We start from the raw sequence: 25,522 nt of genomic DNA, 5'->3' as shown, positions 1-25,522 counted from the left end.
CGACACAAACTTTTTAAGCTTGTTTCTTCTCAAGCTTTTCATAAAAAAACCTCGCCCCAGCAACCGAAGCCATAAGTGAAACAACCTTCAGCTTAAGAACCTGCAGCATAGCAACAACGGGTGATGTAGGTGGTGGTTTAGTAGCGGAATCAGAACTACCAAACCACCACCCAGTAAACATAAACGCATAAAGATATAATGATTTTTTATTCTTCTCGTTCACGCTCAAGTTTTTCACGTTCTCTTTCTCGATCAATTTTTTCCTGTTCTTGCTGTTGGCCAATGCCACCCCAATAAACAGATATATCAAGAGGTGTTCTTCCTCTTTTATCTTTTATTGTTTGGTCGGCGCCTGCATCCAGCAAATGCTGAGCGCCTAAAAAGTTGTAGCTGTCCATAGCATGGTGTAGCGCAGTCATGCCATCATAGTCCTGCAAATCAATGTCCAAACAACATCCACCCGCATCAATAACTGCCTTTGTTATTCCCTCTCCCCAGCGAGCAGCATAATGCAAAGCCGTCTTCCCGTACTCTCCACACTGCATATTGACATCAAAACCATGCTGTACAAGAAACTCTACAGCTGGAGCACTTCTTCCAATAACTGCATGAATCATTGCGGACCAATCTCGCTTATCAAGCACAGCAACACCTGCTCCGGCATCAAGCAGCATTTCCATAATGCCAGTCTCTCCTTTACCTGCAGCGATATGCAGCGGAGCAACACCGTCATAGTCAAGCTCATCTAAATCATCACACAGTTTAATTTCTTCCAATATTTCTGAAAGCATTTCTGGCCGATAGCGTATCGTGTTATGCAATCGATAATATTTTTCTTTTTTCCCCTCACCTGCTTGCAAACCACTAGCAAGTACTACCAAAACAACACATCCAAAAAAACGCAACGAAATTGACATATCTTCCTTTCTGTCGTTAGCGTTACACTTTCTTGGCGATTTTAGACGCATCACTACCTCAAGCGCAACAGATTGTATAAATTTGAAGCAAACTCATGCGTGCACCAAACCATGTATGCTATGCTTATCCCAAAGGCTTTTTTATCACGTTTTTTTTGGGGGAGAGGTGTTATGCTCAGCCGCTTAAGCCACTATTTTTTACCACTCGTACTCTACACACACACATGTGCTCATATTCCTTCACCGCCAGACCAGCTCACCACGCAGCGGCTCAGCCTGCACGCAATCACACGTTACAAAGACACCGAGCTTGACACGCTCGCGCTACAACTGTTTACGGCTTGCCCACAGGCTGTGCGTAAAACACTTTTTTGTGGCAACTCACCAGGTCCGTGGTCAACGGCCAAAGCACGACAGTCAATTACCTTCTGGCGTAACAGTATTGCAAAACGATGCGAGGGGAAAAAGACACTCACCCTCTGGAAATATTTTCTCTTTTTACCAAACACTGACACGATGATCGGCTCAATAAGTTTTCATACTCCACAAGCGGACGACTGCTGGAAAATTGGTTACTGGCTCAGCCCAGGACAGCAAGGCAAGGGATATATCACTGAAGCAGCGCAAGCACTCATCTCATTTTATTTTGCACTGACCAATGCACCACGCTTGTACGCCTGTGTTCCAGACATTGATGGAACGTTACACAAAAAATCTGCACAGGTATGCACACGCCTTGGTTTTGTTGAGGAAGTTAGTACAACACCACGGCCACTTGGTTGCCCATGTCCACACAAGTTTGTTTTGAGTGCAAAGCAGTTTCTCGCACAACGTTAAAACTACTGACTTTATTTTTCGCTTCATGCTAGCCTGGGTGTTAAAAGGAAACACAAGTTCTAGATCCCGGCTCACAGGCCGGGATGACGAGGTAGAGGCCGGGGATAACAAGATACAAAACGGGATAACAAGATGCAGATCGTAATAACTCAAGGGAATAAATACTCGTCACCCGGGGCTTAATCCACTACTGTCCAAAATGTTTTGAAATACTTACGAAAAGCTGAGGATTTACACATTTTATGCTGAGCATCTCCAAACACTCGTCATACCGGCCCATGAGCCGGTATCCATGGTTATACTCAGGTAAAAAACATAGGTTTTATCTTTTAGAAATGGACCCTGGATCAAAGTCCAGGGTGACGAACTGAGCAAGGCAAATACTATTAAAATTAGAAAGATAATCAAAAGGTTAAAGACAATGCCAACAATACCAGTACCACTCAGCGTACCAAGCCACGTACAGCAAGCGTTCATAAAAAATTACACGAAAGCAACACGCGGTAGCGACAAACTTTTTTTGTTTGCTGGTGATCAAAAAATAGAACATCTCAATGCCGATTTTTTTGGTCCTAACATTCCAGCTGAATGCAACGATCCAAAAAATCTTTTCAAGATAGCAAGCCAAGCACCCATTGGTGTTTTTGCAACACAGCTAGGAATGATCGCCCGCTACGCACATGACTTTCCCACCATCAACTATCTGGTTAAACTCAATGCAAAAACAAACTTGCTCTCAACGGAGTATGCAGATCCCATCAGTCGCGCACTGTACAGCATGGAACAAATCTTACACCTGAAAGAACATGCACAACTTTCAATCGTTGGTGTTGGTTACACGGTATACCTTGGCAGTGAGCATGAGTCACTCATGCTGCAAGAAGCATCACAAATTATTGCGCAAGCACACGCACTTGGTCTGGTCAGCGTACTGTGGATGTACCCACGTGGCAAAGCCGTTAAAAATGAACGTGACCCAAACCTGATTGCTGGTGCAGCTGGTGTTGGCCATGCACTTGGTGCAGACTTTGTCAAAGTCAACCTGCCTGAAGGCGAAAACGAAACGACACAAGCACAACACTTGCAACAAGTAGTACAAGCAGCAGGCAACACTCGTGTCATTTGCTCTGGCGGGCCAACACAAGACAGTGCATTATTTTTACGCGGTCTGGAACAACAACTCACCGTCGGCGGCGTTGCCGGTGCAGCAATCGGGCGCAACATCCACCAAAAAGCACTACCTCAGGCCGTTGCATTTTGCAAAGCTGTTGCTGCACTTATGTTTGATGAATGTGAACTGACCACAGCGCTTGATATGATTCGGGAATGATAAAGTAAGAGATAGTTAAATAACTTCAGACACCCCATGTCTTCCTGAACTCGTTTCAGGATCCAGAAAATGGATTTTCCTAATATCTGGACCCTGAAATAAATTCAGGGCGACACTGGTCGAAGCAAGCAAAAACAATATCTCCAGTTTCTTAAAACTTAAAATAAAATTTGCAGAAAAAATAAAGGGAAAAAAATGCATTCATTGTCAAAACGGTTTAAAGAATATAGTCGTTTTTTAAAAAGCCTTGCAATCACCAACTACCGTCTACTCACTGGCATGTGGCAACTGACAAAACTTCCACAACCGGCAATTACCGTATTTGGTGGCTCACGCATCGAGCGTGATAGCCCCTTCGCACTCAAGGCGCAAGAGCTTGCAAAAAAGCTTGCTGCCAATCACTTTTCAATCATCACCGGTGGTGGCCCAGGCATTATGGAAGCGGCAAACCGTGGTGCTATGGACTACTTAAATGAATGCAAAGAAGGACAACAATGCCCCGTTCGCCTTGTCTCGGCAGGTATTGGACTGATTAATCTTAACGTTGAAAGAAAAAACGAATTCTTGCAAGAAAGTATCATCATGAACCACTTTTTTGCACGTAAGTGGTTGCTCACCCGCTACTCAGTGGGATTTGCAATTTTTCCTGGTGGCTTTGGCACATTTGATGAACTGTTTGAAATACTCACCCTCGTACAATGCAACCGCATGGAAAAAACACCTATCGTACTCATAGACCGTGACTATTGGGGTCACCTCAACGATTGGATAACCAAATGCACGCTCAAGCATGGATTGATTGACCCCAACGATCAAAAATTATTTACCATCACCGACAGTGTTGATGAAGCGTTTGATATTTTTAAAACAAGTTGCGCCACATGTACTGAGTCAGTCGTACGCGATGAAGAGCGTGAACAGGATAAAGTCGAAAAGAAATAAACTTACTCTTCTTCAAATAACGCAACAATACTTTGTCTTGTTATTTCTTCAGCCTGCAATCGCTTTCTCTCATCTCTATCTTGAGCACGCGCAAGTTCCTGACGGCATACCTGAAGCGCATCAACTGCGGCATGATACGCATCACGGCCATTCATGTTCAACACGTCTGTGCGTACCTTTTTTACAAAAAGCTGTGCAACAACTCCAGCATCTCCTTCAGCGATTGCCCAGTGCAGTGGCGTGTTTCCAAACCGGTCTTGCACTTCAAGCTCAGCCCCATGCTCGATTAACATTTTTGCAATAACGCTACTTTTATTGCCACGACCCGCCACCAAATGTATTGCACATATATCGTTACAGTCCTTTGCATTAACATCACAGCCCAGCTCAAGCAAACGGCTGATCAGCTTAATGCTCATGCCGTTGCGCACCGCCAAATGCAACAGCGTTTTGTGTGAATCATCTCTAATGTCTTTGGTCATTTCAGTTACCTCATACGGATAACTTTGCAGCAATGCCTCAAAGGCTTCATCATGACCACTGCGTGCAATGCTCAAAAGTGTATCCCGAATCTCCCCCTCATTCATACCACGTGGATGCTCGTCAACAACTGAGCTTTGTGGCACGCTACACTCCACACCACACAACGGCATTTTTTCACACTCGCTGCACGCGGCATGCATCTCTTGATCTTTAAGCGCATCAGCTGGCCGTTGCACACTTGTCTGCGCGTGCAGACCTGCTACCATCATAACAACGGGTATAACGTGCCTGCATACTTGATTGCGTCGCTTCATGACCCACTCCTTTTTTTTTACGACCTACTGATCACTCCCTGTTCTCGACCGTAACACGCTGTACTATGTTTGTACATAAATTTGAAACGTTACGCACTAATTGCCTAGAATAGCTCCTTTTATCGCTCCACCCATATTTTTCCACGGCTGAGTTCGATCGTGCACTTTTTCTTTAAACGATTTCTTATCTGGTGCTTCTGCTTTAGGTTTTTTAGGCTCTTTCACCTTTCCTTTCTTCTCGCTACTAAACAGACCAAATGTTTTCTTCTCTTTCTTGGGAGCATCTGCATCTTTTTTTGTTGTAAACATCTTTAAAAAACCGGGCTTCTTTTTATCAACTTCCGGTACCGTACCACTACGAACTGTCCTAGCCGGCTTATCTGTCGTGTCTACTGTATCGGCAGCAAACCGCTTCATTGCTTGCTGATCCTTCCTCGCTTGTTCAGCAGCAGCAACCCGCTTGGCAGCATCTGCTTTGGGCTGCTAGCAATGTTTTCAACACACTGTTGCCTTCACTATCTTGTACATTCGGGTCAGCGCCTGCTGCTAGCATCGCCTTGAGTGCCTCACCAAAGCCAGCATCTTTATCAAAGTCCTGTGCAAATTTGTGAAGCATTCCTTGTTCATTCATCATCGGTACAATATCTTTGCCCAACGTAAGCAGGCGAACCATATCACCCTGCCCCAAATTATTTTTTGCCTGCACAACTAACTTGGCAACTGCTTCATGATCACCAGCCCTGAGGGCTGCACCCATATCTTTGGCAAATTGATCACGATTTTTTTTACGATCTTCAATCATCGTTTTAAGCTTAGAATCAGCTGCATTGAGTACACTTGGGCTAACGTATCGTGTTGATGCACCTGAATCAAGCAGCGCTTTTGTCAACCCTTCGTCGTTCACTTCAAGTGCACTTGTCAACGGTGAACGTCCATTAATGTCACGTACGTTTGGGTCAGCACCTTCTGCAAGCAATGCTTTTGCAGCGCTATCGTTATCAGAGTCAAGTGCATACAATAAAAGTGTTTTTTGGTCTGGCCCAAATTTTGTGTTTAAATCAACACCGTCAGCTATTGCTTTTTTCACTTCAGCTTCAAAGTCTTGTTGAATTTCAGCACCACGATCTACCAACCTGCTCAATGCTTCAATAGCATACAGCTGCCCAAACCCTGTACACAAACACATCACAACCAACAGTATTTTCATCATCTTCACATCTACCCCTTTAATGCTAAGTACTTAAGACTACTCACACCCCAGCCATACCACGAACCCAGTCACTAGATCAACACTCTCGTTTCATAAGCAGGCAAGCCTTGCCCCCATATGCAATTAAAAATAAACCATGATATACTCAAGGTCCCTAACAAAAAAAGAGAGTCCCACCCCAAAAAACTGAGCAAAGAAGGCAACCCATGAAAGCACGCATAGAAGCTGTTCTTGACCGCCTCAAAATCAATAAGTACGATTTCATTTTTTATGTTATGGCCTTCTCAATCTTGAGTGGCTTTTCAATCTCTGCCTACTACGGCTACAAGCAACTGTACACGTTTGAAAAACCAAAAAAAGCACCTTCCCTGTTTTGGGATGAAACTGTAGACAAACCTTCACCTATGCTTGCTAAAGTACTTAATCTGTACGACATTCCAGCCGATGGTGGCATCGACCACGTTGTACAAACAACACAAAAAAAATGGCTACGCACCAAAGAACGTTGGAACGTGCAAGATGGTGTTTTTGACACACAAATTCGCCAAGACCTTACCGCACTGTTTAACCAGCTTGGCTTGACCGAACTTATTTTGCCATCAAAAAATAGTTACAAATCAGCACTTGTGCTTGGAGCTCGCGTTGAAGCGTTTGTTGATCGCATTAAACATGCTGTCTCACGCATTAACAGCGGTAACATCAAGGTTGAGTCGCTAACACTGCTTACTGGGCGACGTGCACTCATTAAAGAAGAAAAAGAGTTTCTCAAACAAACATTCAACATTACTGGCATACACGATGAGCGCACCATGGCAGACGAGTTAGCCAAGCAGCTTATTCCCGAAACCATTTCTTACACCGTTGTTAAAGCTGATGCACCAGGGACTATGCCACGAGCAACCACCGCCTGCACCATTGCCCAGTGGCTTACTGACTGCTGCCCACGCGCCCAAGCTATTGCCACAAAAGATGGTGAGTCTAAACCAAAAAAAGATATCCATTTGTTAGTTTCGTCACAACCACATGCGTACTACCAGCTGCTCAGTGCACTCAATATTCTTGAACAACATCAACGCGATGACATTGAACTTGATGTGTGCTCTGAAAAACAGAGCCAGGAAAAAGATAACATGGTTGTGCGCGTACACCTTGACGCACTCGCACGCATTTTGTACAACATTCGCGAACACAAGTTAGTTGCTGAGCGCAATGCTGCCGCACGCGACGAGTTAACTGTTGAAACGGTTTATGCGCAGAGTGCTGTTGCGTAGTAGGGATAACATGACGTCAAACACGATAAGATCTCCCTTGGGTCGTCCCCGGCTTGGTCGGGGATCCAGATAAATGTTTTCATTTGACTAACCAACCAACTCCGCCTGGCGTGCACGTTGCAGCGTAGCCGCGTCAACATCAGGCACACGTTCAGCCGCAGGCGTTTGCACAATGGGCGGCACGATTACTTTTCTACTCGCTCTTTCAGGTCCAGACTCCTGCACCTTGGTCTGAGGCACCCCTTCTTCAACTTTTGGTGCAACAATTTCAACCGTTATATTCTTAAAACGCTCAAGACGTGAAGTCTGCTCTTTTTCGACTGTCTGTTTTTTTTCTACACTGACATCATCACGCACAACTTCAGGCTTCACTTCCTGATCGCCACCGTCTTTAATGCTATTCAAAATTGCCTGCATCCATTCATTGACTAATGACTTTTTCTTTTCTTTTTTTTGCGTTCCTTTTTCTTGTACAATCTTTCGTTCTTGCAATTCTTTTACCTGCTCAGATTCATCAGACGCTTCACTTTCACCAGCATCATCACCAGCCACAACAGGTGTAGCGTCGTCATTTTCTTGCCTGTCTTCAGCATCATCATCATCGCCACCACCATCACCTCCACCTTCACCGGCTTCTTCTTCTTCATCTTCTTGCTCAACCTCGCCCGCTCCAGCCTGCACAAACAATTTGACGAGCTCAGCGTTACCCTGCTGTTGAGCAAGCTCAATAGCGCGCTTGCCATCAAAACTTTCTTTGTCGACATCAACATCACTGCGATGAGCTATAATCAATTTCGCCTCTTGAACGTAGCCGTACTCAGCTGCAAAATGCAGCAGTGTTTTACCCATGTTGCCCGGCGTCTTGATCAGTGCATTGACATCAGCCTGCTTGTTGGCAAGCAGCTCCATTAACACCTTGCGCTCAATGGGCAAACCAAACTCCATACGGCGAGCAATGTCTGTAAGTTTTTGTTGCGCGCTATCCGGTTCTTGTTGGTTGGTCTGACCGTTGCTTACAAGCGATTGCTGCGTTTGCACGATGGTGTGCTGCTCAGTCTTGAATATGTGCTGATCACTGGCAGGAGTAAGTAACGCCTGCGCACGCACACTCGTACATGCCAGTTGCAGCAAGCACATGATTACGAGTAACAGGGTATTCATAAGCCTCCCTTACTATGGTCTACTAACATCAAAGAGATGACGCTCGAAGTTGCAACTCACTCATTAAGTCGCTCTCTAATCAAACTTGTACAGCGCATTGTAAAAAAACTACTATACCTACATGTCGTGCTGAATTTATTTCAGCATCCAGATAATGACTTTTCCTAATTTCTGGATCCTGAAACAAGTTCAGGAAGACACTGTTATGTTCAACATCAATTTAATAACGTAACCCTACTTACTACCAACCCTCATCGCCCCCGACTCCGATCGGGGGTCCAGAACTCGTCAAATCCTTATCACTACGGTAGGCGAGCAGCACCACCAAACTGCGAAACACGCGCAGCCGGCAGTGTCGGCAACACCTTAACGCCACCAGAAATAACTCGTTTCTCTTCCACTGGCTCAACAGGCACGCGTTTTGTCTCTGGCTCATCAACAACCATGCGCTCAGACTCATCAAATGTTCTGAACGGCTCGTCATCTTCTTCATCATCGATAAGCTGCATAAACTTACGCTTCTTCGATTTTTTTGGTATCCACAGCTTACGCTTCTTTTTAGCCGGCTCAACATCCTCTTCGATCTGGCCGGTAACACTACGTGCTTGGCCCTGTTCGTCAAGCAGTGATGCACGCTCCTCACGCTCACGCTTCTTTCTGAATGGATGAAAGAGTGCATCAAGTTTTTGGCTCCAACGCTCTTTGCGCTCAGCACTCTTAACCGCCTTGTCAGCGGCAATGGTTGTTTTCAAATCTTTGCGCATTTGCTTGAGTCGCTCATGCGCGTCAGCGTCACCACGCTTTGACGCAGCCTCGATTTTTTCATCAATAATTTTCATGGCCGTTTTTTTCTTGACATCTTTGATGGAAGTATCAACGCGCTCGTCCTCAAGCAACAAATTAAAAATACCCGAATAACCTTGCTCTACTGCAATGTGCAATGCTGTTTTATTGCTGTCAGTACTTAGTTGATTAACATCCAGGTCTGGATTGGCAAGCAACCGCTGCACCATTTCATACTTGCCTTGCTCAACCGCTCGATACAGCGGTGTCTTGTTATCAGTGTCTTTATAATTTGGGTCAACACCCTGCAACGCGATATCAACCAAGTTCAAGTCATCACGCTCGATTGCATAATCAAGCAACGTCTTACCATACTCATCAATGACATCAATGCTTTGCTCACGCGCCAACGTTCTGAGCACGCCCAAATCTTCATCTGACAGGTCAGCACCCGTACGAATACGCTCCATCAAATCTTGACTCAGTAACTCGTTAAGCTTTTTTTCTCGTTCTGGCTCTGGTCCACTGTCAGCAAAAACAATCGGCTGACGTACCACCTTGCCTATACCAACAAACTCTTGCGGCCTATCAACTTCCGGCTCACGCATAATCTCTGGCAACTTTGAACGCAAATCAACCCCTTGCTCCATCTCACGCTCAAGCTCTTTTATAAAAGCCTTTCTTCTTTTCTGCTCTTCTTCACTCATCCCGGTATGACCAGTCTTAAACTTCTCCATGATTCTCTGCTCACTTTTAAGCATGACGCTGACGTACTCACCACTTACAATCATTTTTGCATAATCGTTTTCTAGCTGACTAGGGCTGGACATAAGCGCTCTAAGCTCTGCAATAGCTTGACTATCATCGTTACGCAGGCCACGAAACAATTCAAGTGCTCTTTTATCACTAAGATCACTTCGTTTGGCAGAATCCGGCTCAGGTTGCACTGGCGCTGGACGGCCTTGTTCTGGATCAGGTGTAACAACACCTGCCGGTTTTGCAGGTGCTTTACGGTACTGCTCACGCAAGGCAACAATTTTATTTCGCAACTTAGTATCACTCGTTGTAATCTTTGGCTCAGCCCCACCTTCCAGCAGAAAGCGCGAAAAACTATCATACTTTTTGTTTTCCTTTTTTTTGTCGCTCTTTTCAATCGCACGTACCAATAAATCGCTGACTGCTTTGTCCTCCGGGCTGTCAGCAGCCAGATCACTCACCCAGCTACGTATATTTTCTTGCGCCTCGACACGCTCCTGCTCACTCAGCTGCGCAAGCGCATCTGCCCATATTGTTGCAGGTGGCACGATCCTTGGCTTTTGCGGTGTAATGGCAGCGCTTAGTGCTTTATCAACCATTGTAGGTTTTTCAGTTTCTGTGACGTACTGTGCAAAATACGTCAACACCTCAACCCTTGGTTTTTCTTGGCGCAACTCATTGGCAAGCACCTGCACACGAAGATCATCACCAATCAACTCTGTACCAAGTTTACCAGTCAAGACCGCATCTACATATCCCAATGTTGTTCCTCCTGGTATTCCTGATGGGTTAGGATCACCAACAATAGTCACCCTGCCAGCAAGCAGATTATTAAGCAGGTTAAATGCATTCTGATCACCATCTGCAAGCGCTCGATTAAATTTTCCCATATTCTCAGGCCCAAAGCCCATCGCCGCAAGTTGGCCCGTACACAGACTTAGCAGGAAGACTATAAAAAACTGTTTTTTCACGACCTCTCCTTTGTTTTATTTTTCCCTTTTTCTAGATAATGATTTTTCCCATTTCTAGATCCCCGATCAAGCCGGGGATGACCCCTTGTCAAGTAAGGAAACAAGCTTTTCTTACAGCATCTCCAATAGGATTTAAATATCCTCCCGCTCTGTCGTGCTGAATTTATTTCAGCATCCAGATAATGATTTTTCCTATTTCTAGATCCCCGATCAAGCCGGGGGTGACCCCTGCCTGGCCATAGCCTTACCCTTGACAAGCCTGTCCTCTTGCTTGACCAAGGGAGCCCCCGAGCCGGGATCTAGGGCGCATAAGCGCCCCGCTTTCACTACCGTCCTAGCCCTGCCTGCTTTGCAGCCTTTGGCAGATCAACAGGCACTGGCTTAATCGGCGTTTTATCTGTAGGCTGTATGGTTCGTTTTTGCCATGGTTTATCAGGCGCCGTTGCAGCATCTTTTGCCGTTGCCACATCTTTATCAGGCGCAAGGCGCTTTTCAATGCTGTCTGCCGCACGCTTTTTTTGTTGATCAGGCGTTACAAAAAAACCAGGTTTAACTTTTTTATCATCAACACTCGCAGCTGCTGCTTGCACCGCAGTCTTTGCACCTTCCTCTTCAGGCGTTGTTTTTTCTGCTACTTTTTCCTCTGCTTGCTCACTGGCAACATCTTTTTTCACAACCGGCACTGTTTTTGTTTTGCTTGCTTTTTCAAGCGAGGCAAAAGCGGTACGTTTTTGCTCTGGCTCAAGCTGTGCAAACACCGCCTCACGACTGTCACCGTCCATGCCGGCAAGCATTGCACCAAACTTACTGTTTGAAAGATCTTTTTCCGTTAGCTGCTTGGCTACAGCTTTGCCACCCTTTTCCATCACGTACTTAAATGTGGCCGTGTCACCACCCTCCAACACATCTTGAATGAGTGCCACTTGCTTGCCACCAGGCTCTGCCGAACCTACCAACCGCTCTTTCAGCCCACCGCGCTCAGTGGTCAGACTATATTTTTTCACACTCTCGCTGCTGTCGTCTGTCAGATATTTGACGATCTCACGCTGACCTTGACGTGCTGCCTCAAACAGCACATTCTTCATGCCGTCGCCGCTATATTTTTTTGACAGGTAGTCCATATCTTGCTGATTTATCCAACTTGCTTTTAGATTTTCGTCTGCCAGCGCACTGCGCAGGTAACCGCCGGTCACCACATCATTGAGCACAAATTTTTTGACCGCTTCAACATCGTCGGTGCCAAGCGCTTTGGCAATGTTTGCCATAAACTTACCTTCAATCTTGGGTAGATCTACCAGCAATGCATTCAGCCCTGCATACGCTTGTTTGTTTGAGCTGACCTTGTGCGTACCACGTTCGTCTTTACCCATCTTGTCAAGCTCACGCATCAAATCAAGCACTGCACCAGTCATTGCTTTTGTTTTAGCAATGTTTTCTTTTTTTACCTTTTTTTCTGCTGTTTTTTCTTCCTTGGTCTGGACCGGCACTGACCGCCCACGCTTCGCGAGTGCATCACCAAAATCTTTTTCAGTCTCAAGCTTCCCTTTAAGTTCGCCAAACGCACTTTTTTTATCTGCCTTTTCAAGCGCACTGCTCATGCTCACTTTTTGCTCGTCACTGAGCTTGTCAACTACCATCACTCGATCTGTACTGTCCAGCGCTGCAAGCATGGTGGCAAACTTACTACTGGTAACATCTTTGCTGCTCAGTTGGTCGGCAACCTTAGTGCCACCTTCCTGCATCACGTATTTAAACGTGGCCGTGTCACCACTGTCCAACACGTCTTGAATGAGTGCCACCTGCTTGCCACCAGGAATAGGTGAACCTATCGCAACTTTTTTCAGCCCACCACGCTCAGTGGTCAGGCTGTATGTTTTGTGGCTTCCACTGTTTTTGTCAGTCAGGTGTTTTACAATATCTGACTGGCCTTGACGCGCTGCCTCAAACAACACATTCTTCATGCCATCGCCACTAAAATATCGCTTTGAAAAACTCTCCATTTCTTGCTGCTGTAGCCAACTCGCCTGCGGATCTTTTTTAGCATTGTTGCGTGCAAAATGACCGCCCGTTAGCACATCGTTGAACACAAATTTCTTAACCGCTTCAACATCGTCGGTGCCAAGCGCTTTGGCAATATTTTGCATAAACTTGCCTTCAATCTTAGGCGGATCTACCAGCAATGCATTCAACCCTGCATACGCTTGTTTGTTTGAGCTGACATCAAACGTCCCACGCTCGTTTTTACCCGTCTTGTCCAGCTCACGCATCAAAGCAAGTGCGGCGTCGGTCGTTGCTTTTGCTTTAACCAGGTCTGCTTTTTCTACCTTTTTTGCTGCTGCTTTTTCTTCCTTAGTCTGTATAGGTACCGCCCGCTCACGCTGCTCAAACGCAGCTTTAAATTTTTCATCTTCACTCAGCAGCGCATTGAGTTTGCCAAACGCACTTTTTTTGTCCGCTTTTGCAAGCGCACTGCTCATGCTTGCTTTTTGCTCGTTATTCAACTGACTAACCACTATCACTCGGTCATCACTGTCCATAGCTGCAAGCATGGTAGCAAACTTACTGCTCGCAACATCTTTAGGGCTCAACTGGTCGGCAACCACGGTACCGCCTTCCAGCATCACGTATTTAAACGTGTCTGTGTTACCACCTTTGAGCACGTCTTGAATCAACGAAACGTTCACCTGCTTTTGGCTCAGTCCACCAAACGTTTCTTTCAATCCATCACGCTGCACGCTAAGGCTATATGTTTTTCGCCCCGCAGCATCTTTGTCAGTCAAATATTTGACTACCTCGCCATGGCCCTGGCGCGCTGCCTCAAACAACACATTCTTTAACCCATCTCGAGCGCTATATTTTGTGGACAGATATTTCATATCTTCCTGCTCTAACCAACTTGCCTTCAAATTTTTGTCTGCCAGCGCACCACCCAGGTAACCACCGGTCAACACCCGACGACGTACAAAATTTTTAACGGCTTCAGGACTTTTGTCTCCCTCCATTGCGTCGGCAATTTTTTGCATAAACTTGCCTTCGATCTTGGGCGGATCTACCAACAATGCATTTAGTCCAGCATAGGCTTTTTTGTTGGAGTTGACCTTGCGGCTGCCGCGCTCATCTTCGCTCATTTTGTCTAGCTCACGCGTCAGCGACAGAACTGCTTTGGTCAAGTCTTTGGTTATCTTTTGCCCTTGCTCACTTGCAGACACAAACCCGCTTGCACTGAGCACGATCAACGTCAATACCATGAAGCCTTTTGCGCTCACTCTTTTTTCCTTTCACCTGTCAGAACTTTTTGCTTGAGCCGGGATCTAGGGGCGCCTCAGCGCCCCATCCTTCAGCTTTATGGGATCATTGATGCTGTCTTCGCAGCTTTACGCTCCTTTTTCAAATTTTTCTTGGCATCTTTTCTAATTCTGCTGATGGCTTTTCGATCTTTAGAAAATGCCTTTGTTGTCTTTTTGTAGCCTGCGATATTATCCAATATTCGCTCTAAAGATCCAATTTTATCTTCAGAATCTCGTCCTACTACAGTACTAGCAGGCTTTTTATCCCGCTTTGGTAGCGCAAATGTAAACGTTTTCTTTTTCTTCTCAGCATCATCAACATCCATTACTTTTTTCTTTTCCTTTGGTTTCACGGTCTTATCAGCATCGTCATCCTTCTGCCAAGGGAATCTTTTCTTAGGCTTCTTGTCTTCTGCAGCTTTAACTTTCTTACGCGTCGCCTCCTCTGGCTCATCGACAACTCTTTCTGGATCATCGTCACCAAAAAACTGACGCCTTGCCTCTTCAACACCCTTCACGCGCTCTTGAAATTTTTCCTCTTCGCCCGAAACCTTGAGCAGCGACTTGAACTGGCCCCACGCACTTTGCTTACTTGCTTTATCCAGCGCTGTGCTCACTGCTTTTCTTTGCTTATCGTTTAAATGACGAAAAGCAATCTCTCGCCCTTCTTCGTTCATACTTGCAAGCATTTTACCAAATTCACGACCTGCAAGGTCGGCTGGAGTAAGTTGTCTAACAACATCTTCTCCGCCTTCATCAACCACGTACTTAAACATGTCTGGGTCACCGCCTCTAAGCACATCTCGTATAAGAGGCACCTGAACAGCTTTATCGCGCCCAGTGGGTAAACCATTTTTATCAACTTCAGGTTCGTATATAGTACGCTCTACCTCTAAATCAAATGTTTTGTCAAAAGGACCCCTATCCCCTATGCCACCAGTCAAATTTTTAACGATATCTCCATGCCCCTTTCTGGCAGCATCAAACAAAACATCCTTCAGCCCATCCTCTGTATTAAACTTATTTATAAATCCTTCTTGTTGAGCTTTGAGTCCTCTTGCATTCTGAAATGCATCATCCGATTTCTTTTCTTCAAATTTTGCAATTTTCTTGTCCGTAAATGTTTTTAAAAAATTATCTTCTTCTTTTGTGGTCAAAAGCCGTCCCATAACAAATTTCTGTACATCTTCGGGGCTCTGTTTGACACCAAAAGCATCCTCCAACGCTGCAGCCAACGCTTGCATACGCTTACTACCCTCAATATCAGGCGGATCAGCAAGCAACTTGTTGAGCTCTGCCAATGCTGGACCATTTCCCTCTACAAGTTTTGAAACAAGCCTGCCCGAAGCACTTGCTACTTTAGTCTCTTTCTCAGGATCCATGGCCATCAAGGCACTGCTGGCAAACAACACACAAAACAACGCAATAAAAATTTTCTTCACCATTTCTCCTTATTTTTTTTTGGGGGCGCACATGCCGCCCCGTTACTCACATACTTCATCTTCTTCGCCCTGGTCTCCACCTCAAGCCTACCCTTAGCTTGATCAGGAGATAATCTCGGTCACCTCAAGCTTGTCCTCTGGCTTGACCAGGGGGCGGGAACGACAACGTGTAATACTCTCACCCTCTAAAATCCAACTTGACTTGCCCGTCTTGCAGCACCAAGATCATCATCGATATCAAGCGATGGTGGTGCCTGCTGCGGCTTACGCAGGTCAGGCTTTGTTGGTGTAACAGGCCAACGTGAACCCGTTGGACGATCTTCTGCCGATTCTGGAACAGGTGTTCGTCTTGGTTCAACTTCTTCAAATAATGGTTCTTTTACTTTTTTACTTCCAAGCCTTGGTCGTTTTGGCAACGATGGCAGTGACGGAAGTGATGGTAGTCGACGCTTTTTGCCCGAAGAGGAAGCTGCTTGCATAGCTTTTGTACGATCCATTGCTGTCACTTCTCTCTTCGGTTTCTTTTTTTCAGCTTTAAGTTCATCCGTCATTTTCACAGACAGTTGATACAAATCCTCAGAGAAGACTTTATCTCCTAGCTGCTTGTCTATCTCTTTGACCACCGCTTTTTTATTTTCAGGTGTTGTCAATCGTTCTATTTCAGCAATATTTGCTGAAATTATCGCCGCTTTTAGTTCGTCGGAGAGGGTATCTTTTGGTTTAAATACATCAAAGAACTTACGCTTTTTCTTTTTTTCTTTTGCAGCAACTTTTTCATACGCTTTAACCGCAACGTCAACGGCCTTATTAAAATTGTCGTAGCGTTCATTCATATTGGCAATGTACGCGGGCTCTTCTGTTAGCCCTTCTTGGACTTCGGGAGTCCTTATTGATTTTGCAAGTGCCCTACGTTCATTTCTAATAATTTCTTTAACTTGATCAGTATTTTCTGGTGTTACTAACCGCTTAAACGCTTCTTCATCATTTGTTCTGACTGCATCTTGTACTCGTTCCTCAAACGTCTTTTCTTTATCACTCGCTGATTCAGAAGTTGCTACAGTTCTAAACATATCTTCTGCTTGCTCGTACGTTGGCTCTGCTGCTCGTCTCGGACTGTAGTCAGGTGGGTCTTCAGACAAGACCGGTGCTCGTTCTTGCATCGTTATTGCAAACATTGTCTTGAGTTTCTCGTTGCTACTTTCTTCAATCAGCATGCTCGCACTCTTACCCGTTTTATCCTGAACGTCTGGGTCTGCACCTTGGTCAAGTAAAAATTTTGCAGAATCAACATCACCTTTTTCAACTACATCTTGCAGTAGCGTTTTTCCATTAGGTCCTGGACGGTCAAGCATATCTGGATTGTTCTTAAAAAATTCTTGAATATATTCTGGCTTCCTCTCTCTTCTCCTGCCTTGCTTGCCTTCAGCGTAAACCCCAAAATGATCCTGTACGTCACGGAAACGTCTACGATTACGTACCTCTTTACGTATGATATCACCAATGCCCGACTTCTTATTCTTGCCTTTACCCTTCTGGCGAATTTCCAGCGGCGTATCTCCACCCTTCTTGTCCTTAAGTCCTGTTGCTACCCAATTTTTGAGCATCAATTTTGCCATATCATCGTTGCCTTCTAGCGCAGCATAATGCAGCCCGTTGCGACCAGTTGTTGGGTCAATGGCTTTGTTCGGGTCAAAGCCCGGATCTTCCAAAAACAGATTAACGATATTTGTGTGGCCATTTTTGACTGCATCAAGAAATACTTTATTGGCATCTGAATCTTTGACGATAAACTTTACCAGCTCATCACGCTCAGCACCCGGCTCCATTTTGGCAAGCCTGTCGGCAACATCTTGTAGAACCTTGCCTTCGGCATTTGGATCGGCTTTTTTCAGCGCTTGCTTAACATCGCTAAACTTTTTGCTTTCAAGTTCATCTAAAATCACCTTAAATTCTTCATCCAGATCATCAAAATCTAAAACTTTAGGGTCAGCACCTTGCTCAAGCAGTATTTTAAAAGCATCTTCATTACGCATGCTGGCAGCATACGAAAGTGGAGTCCGACCTTCTTCATCAGAAGCATTAACGTCGGCACCTCTGTCTACCAAGAGTTTAAACATACTGGGGTCAAATTCATCATCATCTGTTTCTCTGATCAAATATGCTAAAATGTTATCGCCTTCATACTTAGTATCTGCTCTAACACCAGCATCAAGGAGCGTTTTAACTCCTTCTTCGTTTCCTAAAAGCGCTCCTTGAAAAAGCAATTGTTTTTTCACCTCACCAAAACGCTGCTCCAACTTTGCAGGTAAATCAAGCCGATCCTGCTGATTTTTCTGATATTCTTGAGCAATACGTGAGTTTAGATCTAGGTTCGTTGACCATGCCAACAGGCTAGTTGGAATTTTTTTACCTTCCTTTTGTAGCCCTGCAATTTTTTTATCAGCCTTAGCCTTTTCTGCAGCAGCATTAGCCATTTTTTGCTCAAGTGTTTTTCCCTTAATTTTAAGTTTCTTTAAATCATTTTCGAGCGTCTCTTTTGCAGTTACAACCTCAGCATCTGCAACTTTTAAATTATTTTTAATCGTCAAATCGGCAAAGAGAATTTCTTTTGCTATCAATTCAGTCGTAGCATCTTTAGTAGTACGCTCGTTACCTAAATAATCAATCTCACCCTTGAGCATTCTAGACAACTTTTCAAATGCCTTAGGACTTTGACTCTGATTTAACAGGGCAGCTCGCATCTCATTAACTACTTTTCGCTGCATAGGCTGTAACTCCTCTGCAGATAGCCTTTGAGTAACAGCAAGCACTAATAACAAACTAAAACTAATCTTTTTCACCTCACTCCTCCTCACAAAACTCATCATCTTCTCGTAACACTTCAACGGCTACATCGGCACCATAGCCAAGCAGCAAACAAAACAACTCATTATCATCCCGCTCAAGCGCGATCGAAAGCATTGTCACTCCCTGCTGGTCAACAAGGTTGGCATCAGCACCAGACTCAAGCATCAGCTTAATGACACGATACAACCCAAGCCGAGCAGCGCTGACCATCAGCTGACCAACAACTTTATCCCGCTCTTCTTTTACTTCGTTATTGAGCTCTGTTAGCCGTTGGTACTCTTGCGCAAGCGACTGTGCTTGTTGTCTAGACTCAATAACCGCTTTGTCATATCCTTTTTGTCCCAACTTTTTAACATAACTTTTTTTGTCTGCTAGTAACCTGTTGAGCTCTGCTTGGGCTTTGTCAAATTTACCTTCAACGTAGGACAAGGTGTCAAGATAGCTATTGTCAATAAGCAGCGTACCCATAAGTGCACTGAGCACACGGGCTGTACTCATGTCCAGACCAGGTATTGTTTGTAGCTGACCAAAAAAATCGGTCTGTCCGGATATGGTTGACTCTAAATCAAGCAGTGCTTGCTGTTGCTCCTGCTCGTCACCCTCTAACAGCTGGGCAAGCAGTTGCTCGTGGCGTACTTTAATTTTGGGAGCATTGTAGTGGGCGTTGTAACTAAATTGCGATAGATGTGCAGCTTGATCAAGATTTGATGCTGCAAGGGTGTGAAGACAGACACACCAGATAAGAATTTTTTTCATCTCCCTACTCCTTACCCCCAACAGGGTTTTGGCGGGGCGCTACCCCGCCGTTATTTTTTATGCAGCTCGGGCTGCATCTTTTAATTTTGAGCGATCAATGCCTGGCGCAGGCTTGTGTGGTTCATACGGATTTTTCCAAATTTTTCTTGGATCGGGTCTACGCTTGCTAGCTGGCATTGATTTATCTACTGCTGCCTTCTTACTCGCTTGGTCAAATAATGCTTTTCGTCTTCCTTCTGGAATTGGACCAGGACGAACAGGCTTTTGTTCTTCTGCCTCGAGAAGCGTTTGGCCTGGCTGTACCGTAACTTTTGAAAATGCTGGCTTTGTTTTTTGCTCAGGATCTGAATCTTTTGCTTCAGGCGCTTTTCTGGTCACTAGTTTTTCTTCAGATATTTTTCTCTTTTTTTTGAAACCACCGAAGAAATCTTTCAGTCCGTACGACTTCCTCTTTTTGGTTGGCTGCCCCTGTTCTTTTTGTACATCTACTTCCAGCTTCTCAAGATACTTTTTAAAGTTGAAATCTGTGACATCTTGTTCTGCAAGTCTTTTGACCTCATCCGTTATTTCAGCACCTTCCAAAACAAGTAACTTAATCAATTCTTTTTTTGCGTTAAGATTTTCCACAAAACCCTTTTGTTTTTCCTTGTTTGTGGTCCCTAGCCCAAGTGGTACAACCTTACTCACCGCAGCCTCAAGGGGAGTTTTACCATCTACATCACGAGCACTAAGATCAGCACCATTTTTTAACAACATGCTCACAGATTGTGTTTCTCCTCTTCTGATAGCTGCATGCAAAGGCATATTCCCAAGTGGCTTAAGCTCTGCTTCTCCTGTCAATTCGTTAGTTACCTTTATATTTTCACGTGCATTAACGTCAGCACCTGCACCTACAAGCCTTTCAAGCATTTCAATGTTACCAGTACCCGCAGCTTGATGAAGTGGCGTTTTACCATCACGATCACGAACCTCTAAGTCTGCGCCTGCTACCTCAAGTGCACTAAAAAGTGCTGCCGCAAAATCTTTATTTTTATGCTCCAAAACAACAACATGCAGTGGTGTTTTACCGTCAAGATTTGTCTTGTTAACATCTGCACCTGCGTCAATTAAAGCTCTGGTCGCTTCAATTTTTCCTTTTGCTACAGCCAAGTGCAGTGGTGTGTTTTTACCTTTGTCTGCTAAGTTAAGATCGCCATTATTTTCATGTACTAATCGTATGATACTGCTATCGCCTTTTTCAGCAGCATAATGCAGTGCTGAAAAGCCACGCTGATCTTGGACATTTGGATCTAACCCTACGTCTACTAATAGTAGTTTTATGTTATTAAAAATTCTAAAATGTGTACCCGCTCCTATCTCACTCTGCACTGCCATGTGCAACAATGTTTGATCAAAAAAGTTTGATAAGTTTTTTATTCTATCGCTTTGTAACAAATTAATATCGCCATCGTCTAAAAAACCTTTTGCGATTTTATCGGCTATGTTTTGCCACGTATTTGCATCTTTAAAAACTTCTTTCAACCTAGGATTCTTTTCTTCAAACACTCCCATAAATTGTGGGTATCTCATCGCTATAAAGGCAGCATCTTTATCCTCTATTTCTATTCCCTTATCCATGAGTAACTTAAGCAAATCAGGGTCATTATTATTCAAAGCCTCTTTGAGTATGGAAACCCCCAAACCTTTTTCTACAGCCTCAGCAAGACCTTTATAGTTTACGTCAGCACCACCCTGTATAAGCTTTTTTGCTATGCCTGTGTAACGTTTTTTCAGAGCATTGGCTAAATCACTCCCAGTTGCCTCAATCCCAGCATCAACGAGCTTATTTGCTATATTTTTTTCTTTGTTATAACTAAGTGCATAGGCCAGCGGCGTTTGCCGCATCTCTGAAAAATCTTTTAAGTTAAGATCAATCTTTGATGATTTCAAAAGGGCTTCAACTGCCGCTTCATTTTCATTTGCAGCAGCCATATGTAGAGGAGTTAGTCGATATCCTTCATCAACTAACATTCCCTTTTTTTGGCTAAATTGCTGTGTTCTAATGTTGACGTCGGCACCACCATCAACCAATATTTTCATCAACCCCGGTGCATCTTTTTTATCAGCAGCATAGTGCAATACGGCTTTACCCGTTAAATCTCGCTGATCTAGATCAACATCACCACCACTTATCAAGGCTTTGACAGTATCAATATCGCCTATTTTAACTGCATCAAATAGTTTCTCCTGATCGGTTCTCTCATCATCAGCATCAATGGGTAAGATATCGGCTATGTTAGTCTCTTGACCCCATACTGACACATGTCCCGCAACCAATAAACTCATAGAAAAAAACAGTAAGATTTTTTTGTCCACATGTTCTCCTTTTTTTCAAACGAATTATCCATATTGATTTAAGTCTGTTAAAAAATACAGATATAAATCAATAGTCTAGTTTAAAAGGAATGTTTGGTTTGAGGAAATAATAAGTTCTGGAGCCCCGCCCCCTACTTTCGTGGAGGGCTATCGGGGATGACCCTGTCCTATTGCTCGACAAGGGGATACGAACCGGGATCCACAATAACACGTAAATAAATTTTAGACTTAGAACTTTAGAAACAAACCCTGGATCGGAGTCCTTTATTATCCAAAGTGTTTTTTGAGGTTTCGTTGTTAACTCAAAAACAACAAAACAGGCGTCTTCCTTTTTTTCCATACAACGCCTTCTTTTTCAATAACTTCACGTAAAAGCTCTGAGACTCTATGAAAGTCAACTAAATCAATTTTAAGGCCTAAAGGCAAATGCTCAACTGTTACACGAGCACGATACAATTCGTAACGATCAACTTTTTTACCAGCATCAACGGCAATGTCTATGTCAGAACCTTCATGAAAATCACCCCGTGCACGAGAACCAAACAAAATAACTTTCGCACCAGGAAAGTGATACTCCATCGCACGTAGAATATGATTTTTACGCTCAGGCGTTAGTCCGTCGTTCATTTTTCACCCTGCATCATTTCTTGCTCGGCAAAAAGCTGCTGCTGTCGGCGAATGCGCGCTGCACGCTCAAGCGCTTCAGAACCACGATAGGTTGGGTCGTGCTTGATATCAACTTCGCGTGGACGGTCTTTACCAAAAGTGAAGTTGTCAACAGCACGCAGTACACCACGTCTGTTGTCATCAAGTTTTTGTTTGATGCTAAGTTTGCTTGGTCTGAAGAACCAACGTTGGATTGGATCGCTATCACGAATGTAGCCATCATTTTTCATAACCTGATATTTAGCGTAGTCAAGCTTGAACTGCGTGTATTCGTCTGGCGCACCTTCAAAGCGTGGCTTGATGATGCTTGGCCTGATGAAAATGTACAAGTTTGTTTCAGTTTTTTGTTTTTCACGATTTTTAAAGAGTGTACCCAAAATTGGTATGTCACCCAAAATTGGTGTTTTGTGCAGTGACTCACTCAAACGTGAGCGTGTCAGGCCACCAAGCACCAACACCTGCCCAGCTAGCATCGATGTTTTTGTTTTCATTTTTCTATTGTTGGTTACTGGCTGACCACCAACGTCACTTGGCTGAAACTCGTCAATACTGATGTCGATGTTAAAGTCAACGTTACCTTCTAAGTTAATGTGAGGCTTGAGTTGCACCTCAATAATTGCATTCATATCGGTCTTTTTCTGAATAACCTGAATACCACGCTCACTAAGACTACCATCAACACGTCTGCTGTCGGTCAGACGTAGCAATACATCTTCGTTATTATTGGCAACAAGATACGGCTGCGAGATAACGTTTGCATTAACGGTGTTGAGCAACGCTTTGACCATGCCCCAAATGTTGTTGTTGTCTGGGTCTGCTTGTGTTGCTGCTTTACCCAGGGAGATAAACGCCGGGCTATCCTTACCTTCAAAGTCTCTTGTTGCAAGTTTGATTAATTCCCTGTTGTCGCCTTGAGAATCTGCAAAAAACTTGTTGGCGTTCAAGTTTTGAAAGTCAACGCTGAAGATACCCATGCCTGGGCTTTTGCCACGAATGTTGTAGAGTTGTGCACCAAGCTGACGTTCTTTTTCAAGCGCAACGTCAACAATCATAATTTCAATGGCAACCTGCGGCTGCGGCTTGTCCAGCTTGTCGATAAAACTTTCAAGCCTACGCCAGTCGTCACGGTTACAGGCAACAATAATGCGGTTACCGCTGCCATAGTCGCCGTTACGATCGCCCGTTTCGTCTTTGACGATCACGTCTTCAAAGACTTTATAACCACCTTCTACCACCACGGCTTTTTCACCCGCTGTTGCTGGTGGTTCAACAATACGCTCAATCAAACCTTTCATGTCAGCAGCTTTAAGGTATTGCAGCTCTTTGATGTGCAAGCGTGATTGTGCATCGTCAATTGGACGGTCAATATGCTTGGCAATAAACTTTTTGATCTTGTTGATGTTTGTTTGTGTGCCCAGCAAAATTAAACGGTTTTGCATCTGGTCAGGAATTATTTTGGTATCTTTTGAAAAATAGGCTGACTCTTTTTTCTGTCCTGGCAGCACAAACTTAATTTTTTTATCATCGCCGCCACCTTCACTCAAGATGCTCTTAAACAGACGGTCAACGTGATCGGCCGACACCCACTGCAGTGGAATAACTTCAATAGCCTCACGCAAGCCACCAATGTCAAGCTCTTTGACAATGCGCAGCGCTGCTTTGATGTTAAAGCAACGGTCTTTAATGATGAGCGCGTTCAGGTCGCGATTTTCAATCACCCCGCGATCATCAACCATTTTGCCCAAAATACCCTTTGCCACTTCAGCTTTAATGTTACGGAAAAAGTAGACATAGCGGACCACCAAGTCAGAATCTGGTAGATCTTCAGGTTCTGTACCGGTGCCCGACGAGTAGGTTGGCAATGGATGGAAACCATTGTCAGCGCTGGTAATAATGCGAAATACGTTACCAACTTTGATCAAACTGAAATTGTTCATTTCAAACAACGTTAGCAATACGTTCCACGCACGCTCTAGCGTGAGCGGATTTCTGATGGAGAGCGAAACTTTAACATTTTCCAACTCTTTGTTTGGAATCATGTTAATTTTTTTCTGCTCAGCCAAATAATTTAAAATGCTTGAAAGTGAGGCATTATCAAAATTGAGATAAATGCTTTCTTCATCCTTCTTTTTTTCACTAGCATCTTCGTCCAGCCCAAGCTGTGAAGCATCGGTAATCACTTCGCCCTCAGGAGGTACGACTGGCTGCAATGGTTGCACAGGCTGTAGCGGAGTTGCCGGTGCTTGTGCCGGACCAGCAGCTGCAGGAGCAGGTGATGTAGCTGGCAGTGAAAGCCCCATTGCTTGTGGCGTCATTTGCGTTGGCGCCATAGCCACAGGTGCAGCTGGGCCAGGTGGTGTCATGCCCAGTGTTGGTGGCGCGATAGGTGCCGGCATTGCAGGGGGCATAGCCGAGACTAGTGCAGGTGCAGCGGTTGGCATGGACATTTGTTGCGGTGGTTGTGCAATAGTTGTTGCAGCTGGCGTTGGCAAGAGTGGTGCTGGTGTTGAACTCATGCCCATAATGCGCGATGGCTTGGGACCTGCCATTGGCGTTGGTGCTGGCGGCATGCCAGGAACTGACGATGTTGCCGGTGGTGTTGCGCCCATTGGTGTTGGCAGTGCTGCCATGGCCGGAGCAGGCGCAGCTGGGGGTGTAGCTGGCAGTGCTGGTGGCGGTGTGCTTGCTGTCATTGGCGCCGGCATAGCAATTTTTTGAAATGGGGTAACAGGTGGTGATGAAAGCATACGTGAGGATGTAGCCACAGGACTAGCACTAGAAAAGGGTGCTGGAGTCGGACTTGGAGCAGGTGTTGGCGACATAAGCCCTGGAGCCATAGGCAATGACATACCATGACATGCAGTACTTATCCCGATGACGATGATGCTTAGATACAACACACTCTTTTTTTTCATACCAATCACTTAAATGAAAAACCAAGTTCTAGATCCCCGATCAAGCCGGGGATGACGATCTTGGGCATATTCTTACCTTATTAATTCGCTACGCTTTTTGCCTACCGTTACTCTAACGATGAATATCAATTTTCTAGATCCCCGATCAGCGTCGGGGATGACCATCTGCAGTACAGATTCACTTACCAACTCGTACACACTCACTACTCGTCATTCCGGCCTACGAGCACTACTGTCCAAAGTGTTCTAAAATAGTTTTTTTAGTGAGACACACATTCC

18 protein-coding genes are annotated in these 25,522 nt (G+C 44.7%); 4 read left to right on the top strand and 14 right to left on the bottom strand.

The genetic code is table 11. The annotated features are described in order from the left end of the window. Positions 1–13: 13 nt before the first annotated feature. Both H6679_02120 and H6679_02115 read right to left on the bottom strand, forming a co-directional pair. Positions 14–223: a hypothetical protein gene (locus tag H6679_02120; protein MCB9493048.1), complete on the bottom strand. Its 210-nt coding sequence runs from the start codon at positions 221–223 to the stop codon at positions 14–16. Beyond that, positions 207–917: an ankyrin repeat domain-containing protein gene (locus tag H6679_02115; GenBank protein ID MCB9493047.1), complete on the bottom strand. Its 711-nt coding sequence runs from the start codon at positions 915–917 to the stop codon at positions 207–209. The genes H6679_02120 and H6679_02115 overlap by 17 nt, the downstream gene beginning before the upstream one ends. Before the next feature lie 171 nt (positions 918–1,088). On the opposite strand from H6679_02115, the gene H6679_02110 reads away from it, so the two are divergent. The 3 genes from H6679_02110 to H6679_02100 all read left to right on the top strand — a co-directional run bounded on the left by H6679_02110 (position 1,089) and on the right by H6679_02100 (position 4,026). Beyond that, positions 1,089–1,754, top strand: a complete 666-nt coding sequence (locus H6679_02110; protein MCB9493046.1) for a GNAT family N-acetyltransferase — start codon at positions 1,089–1,091, stop codon at positions 1,752–1,754. Positions 1,755–2,154: 400 nt separating this feature from the next. Beyond that, positions 2,155–3,084 (top strand): aldolase, encoded by a 930-nt coding sequence (locus H6679_02105; GenBank protein ID MCB9493045.1) that lies wholly within the window; start codon positions 2,155–2,157, stop codon positions 3,082–3,084. Positions 3,085–3,279: 195 nt separating this feature from the next. Then, a complete protein-coding gene (locus H6679_02100) occupies positions 3,280–4,026 on the top strand; it encodes a TIGR00730 family Rossman fold protein (GenBank protein MCB9493044.1) in 747 nt (248 codons plus the stop codon). 2 nt (positions 4,027–4,028) lie between these two features. Here H6679_02100 and H6679_02095 read toward each other — a convergent pair whose 3' ends face one another. The 3 genes from H6679_02095 to H6679_02085 form a co-directional block, all read right to left on the bottom strand. After that, positions 4,029–4,823 carry an ankyrin repeat domain-containing protein gene (locus H6679_02095; protein ID MCB9493043.1) on the bottom strand — a complete coding sequence of 265 codons (795 nt, stop codon included), beginning with the start codon at positions 4,821–4,823 and terminating at the stop codon, positions 4,029–4,031. Positions 4,824–4,919: 96 nt separating this feature from the next. Beyond that, entirely contained in the window at positions 4,920–5,240 is a 321-nt protein-coding gene (locus H6679_02090; protein MCB9493042.1) for a hypothetical protein, read from the bottom strand. Between the two features lie 25 nt (positions 5,241–5,265). Further along, the gene (locus H6679_02085; protein ID MCB9493041.1) at positions 5,266–6,039 is read right to left on the bottom strand and encodes an ankyrin repeat domain-containing protein; all 774 of its coding nucleotides are present in this window, start codon (positions 6,037–6,039) and stop codon (positions 5,266–5,268) included. 200 nt (positions 6,040–6,239) lie between these two features. Between H6679_02085 and H6679_02080 the strand changes: the two genes are divergently transcribed. Continuing rightward, positions 6,240–7,304 (top strand): hypothetical protein, encoded by a 1,065-nt coding sequence (locus H6679_02080; protein ID MCB9493040.1) that lies wholly within the window; start codon positions 6,240–6,242, stop codon positions 7,302–7,304. 87 nt (positions 7,305–7,391) lie between these two features. Here H6679_02080 and H6679_02075 read toward each other — a convergent pair whose 3' ends face one another. From H6679_02075 to H6679_02035, 9 genes are all read right to left on the bottom strand, one after another. Further along, positions 7,392–8,465, bottom strand: a complete 1,074-nt coding sequence (locus H6679_02075; GenBank protein MCB9493039.1) for an ankyrin repeat domain-containing protein — start codon at positions 8,463–8,465, stop codon at positions 7,392–7,394. Positions 8,466–8,767: 302 nt separating this feature from the next. After that, positions 8,768–10,975 carry an ankyrin repeat domain-containing protein gene (locus H6679_02070; protein ID MCB9493038.1) on the bottom strand — a complete coding sequence of 736 codons (2,208 nt, stop codon included), beginning with the start codon at positions 10,973–10,975 and terminating at the stop codon, positions 8,768–8,770. Between the two features lie 326 nt (positions 10,976–11,301). Continuing rightward, the gene (locus H6679_02065) at positions 11,302–14,241 is read right to left on the bottom strand and encodes a hypothetical protein (protein MCB9493037.1); all 2,940 of its coding nucleotides are present in this window, start codon (positions 14,239–14,241) and stop codon (positions 11,302–11,304) included. 77 nt (positions 14,242–14,318) lie between these two features. Further along, a complete protein-coding gene (locus H6679_02060) occupies positions 14,319–15,704 on the bottom strand; it encodes a hypothetical protein (GenBank protein MCB9493036.1) in 1,386 nt (461 codons plus the stop codon). A gap of 185 nt (positions 15,705–15,889) precedes the next feature. After that, positions 15,890–18,544: an ankyrin repeat domain-containing protein gene (locus H6679_02055; protein ID MCB9493035.1), complete on the bottom strand. Its 2,655-nt coding sequence runs from the start codon at positions 18,542–18,544 to the stop codon at positions 15,890–15,892. A gap of 1 nt (position 18,545) precedes the next feature. Further along, positions 18,546–19,307: an ankyrin repeat domain-containing protein gene (locus H6679_02050; GenBank protein MCB9493034.1), complete on the bottom strand. Its 762-nt coding sequence runs from the start codon at positions 19,305–19,307 to the stop codon at positions 18,546–18,548. A 57-nt stretch (positions 19,308–19,364) separates the two neighbouring features. After that, positions 19,365–21,662, bottom strand: a complete 2,298-nt coding sequence (locus H6679_02045; protein ID MCB9493033.1) for an ankyrin repeat domain-containing protein — start codon at positions 21,660–21,662, stop codon at positions 19,365–19,367. A 297-nt stretch (positions 21,663–21,959) separates the two neighbouring features. After that, entirely contained in the window at positions 21,960–22,289 is a 330-nt protein-coding gene (locus H6679_02040) for a nucleotidyltransferase domain-containing protein (GenBank protein MCB9493032.1), read from the bottom strand. Next, positions 22,286–25,243, bottom strand: coding sequence for a hypothetical protein (locus H6679_02035; protein MCB9493031.1), 2,958 nt, complete (start codon positions 25,241–25,243; stop codon positions 22,286–22,288). Before H6679_02035 ends, H6679_02040 begins: the two co-directional genes overlap by 4 nt. Positions 25,244–25,522: the final 279 nt, after the last annotated feature.

The organism is Campylobacterota bacterium (assembly GCA_020633995.1).
Taxonomy (GTDB): domain Bacteria; phylum Babelota; class Babeliae; order Babelales; family RVW-14; genus JACKCO01.
This window is presented reverse-complemented; position numbering and strand designations above follow the sequence as displayed.

Bases quoted from the DNA above. Each gene is read 5' to 3' on its own strand.
- H6679_02080 (MCB9493040.1), top strand. From the start codon at position 6,240: ATGAAAGCACGCATAGAAGCTGTTCTTGACCGCCTCAAAATCAATAAG.
- H6679_02095 (MCB9493043.1), bottom strand. From the start codon at position 4,823: ATGAAGCGACGCAATCAAGTATGCAGGCACGTTATACCCGTTGTTATG.
- H6679_02110 (MCB9493046.1), top strand. From the start codon at position 1,089: ATGCTCAGCCGCTTAAGCCACTATTTTTTACCACTCGTACTCTACACA.
- H6679_02035 (MCB9493031.1), bottom strand. From the start codon at position 25,243: ATGAAAAAAAAGAGTGTGTTGTATCTAAGCATCATCGTCATCGGGATA.
- H6679_02100 (MCB9493044.1), top strand. From the start codon at position 3,280: ATGCATTCATTGTCAAAACGGTTTAAAGAATATAGTCGTTTTTTAAAA.
- H6679_02040 (MCB9493032.1), bottom strand. From the start codon at position 22,289: ATGAACGACGGACTAACGCCTGAGCGTAAAAATCATATTCTACGTGCG.
- H6679_02075 (MCB9493039.1), bottom strand. From the start codon at position 8,465: ATGAATACCCTGTTACTCGTAATCATGTGCTTGCTGCAACTGGCATGT.
- H6679_02050 (MCB9493034.1), bottom strand. From the start codon at position 19,307: ATGAAAAAAATTCTTATCTGGTGTGTCTGTCTTCACACCCTTGCAGCA.
- H6679_02090 (MCB9493042.1), bottom strand. From the start codon at position 5,240: ATGAAGCGGTTTGCTGCCGATACAGTAGACACGACAGATAAGCCGGCT.
- H6679_02115 (MCB9493047.1), bottom strand. From the start codon at position 917: ATGTCAATTTCGTTGCGTTTTTTTGGATGTGTTGTTTTGGTAGTACTT.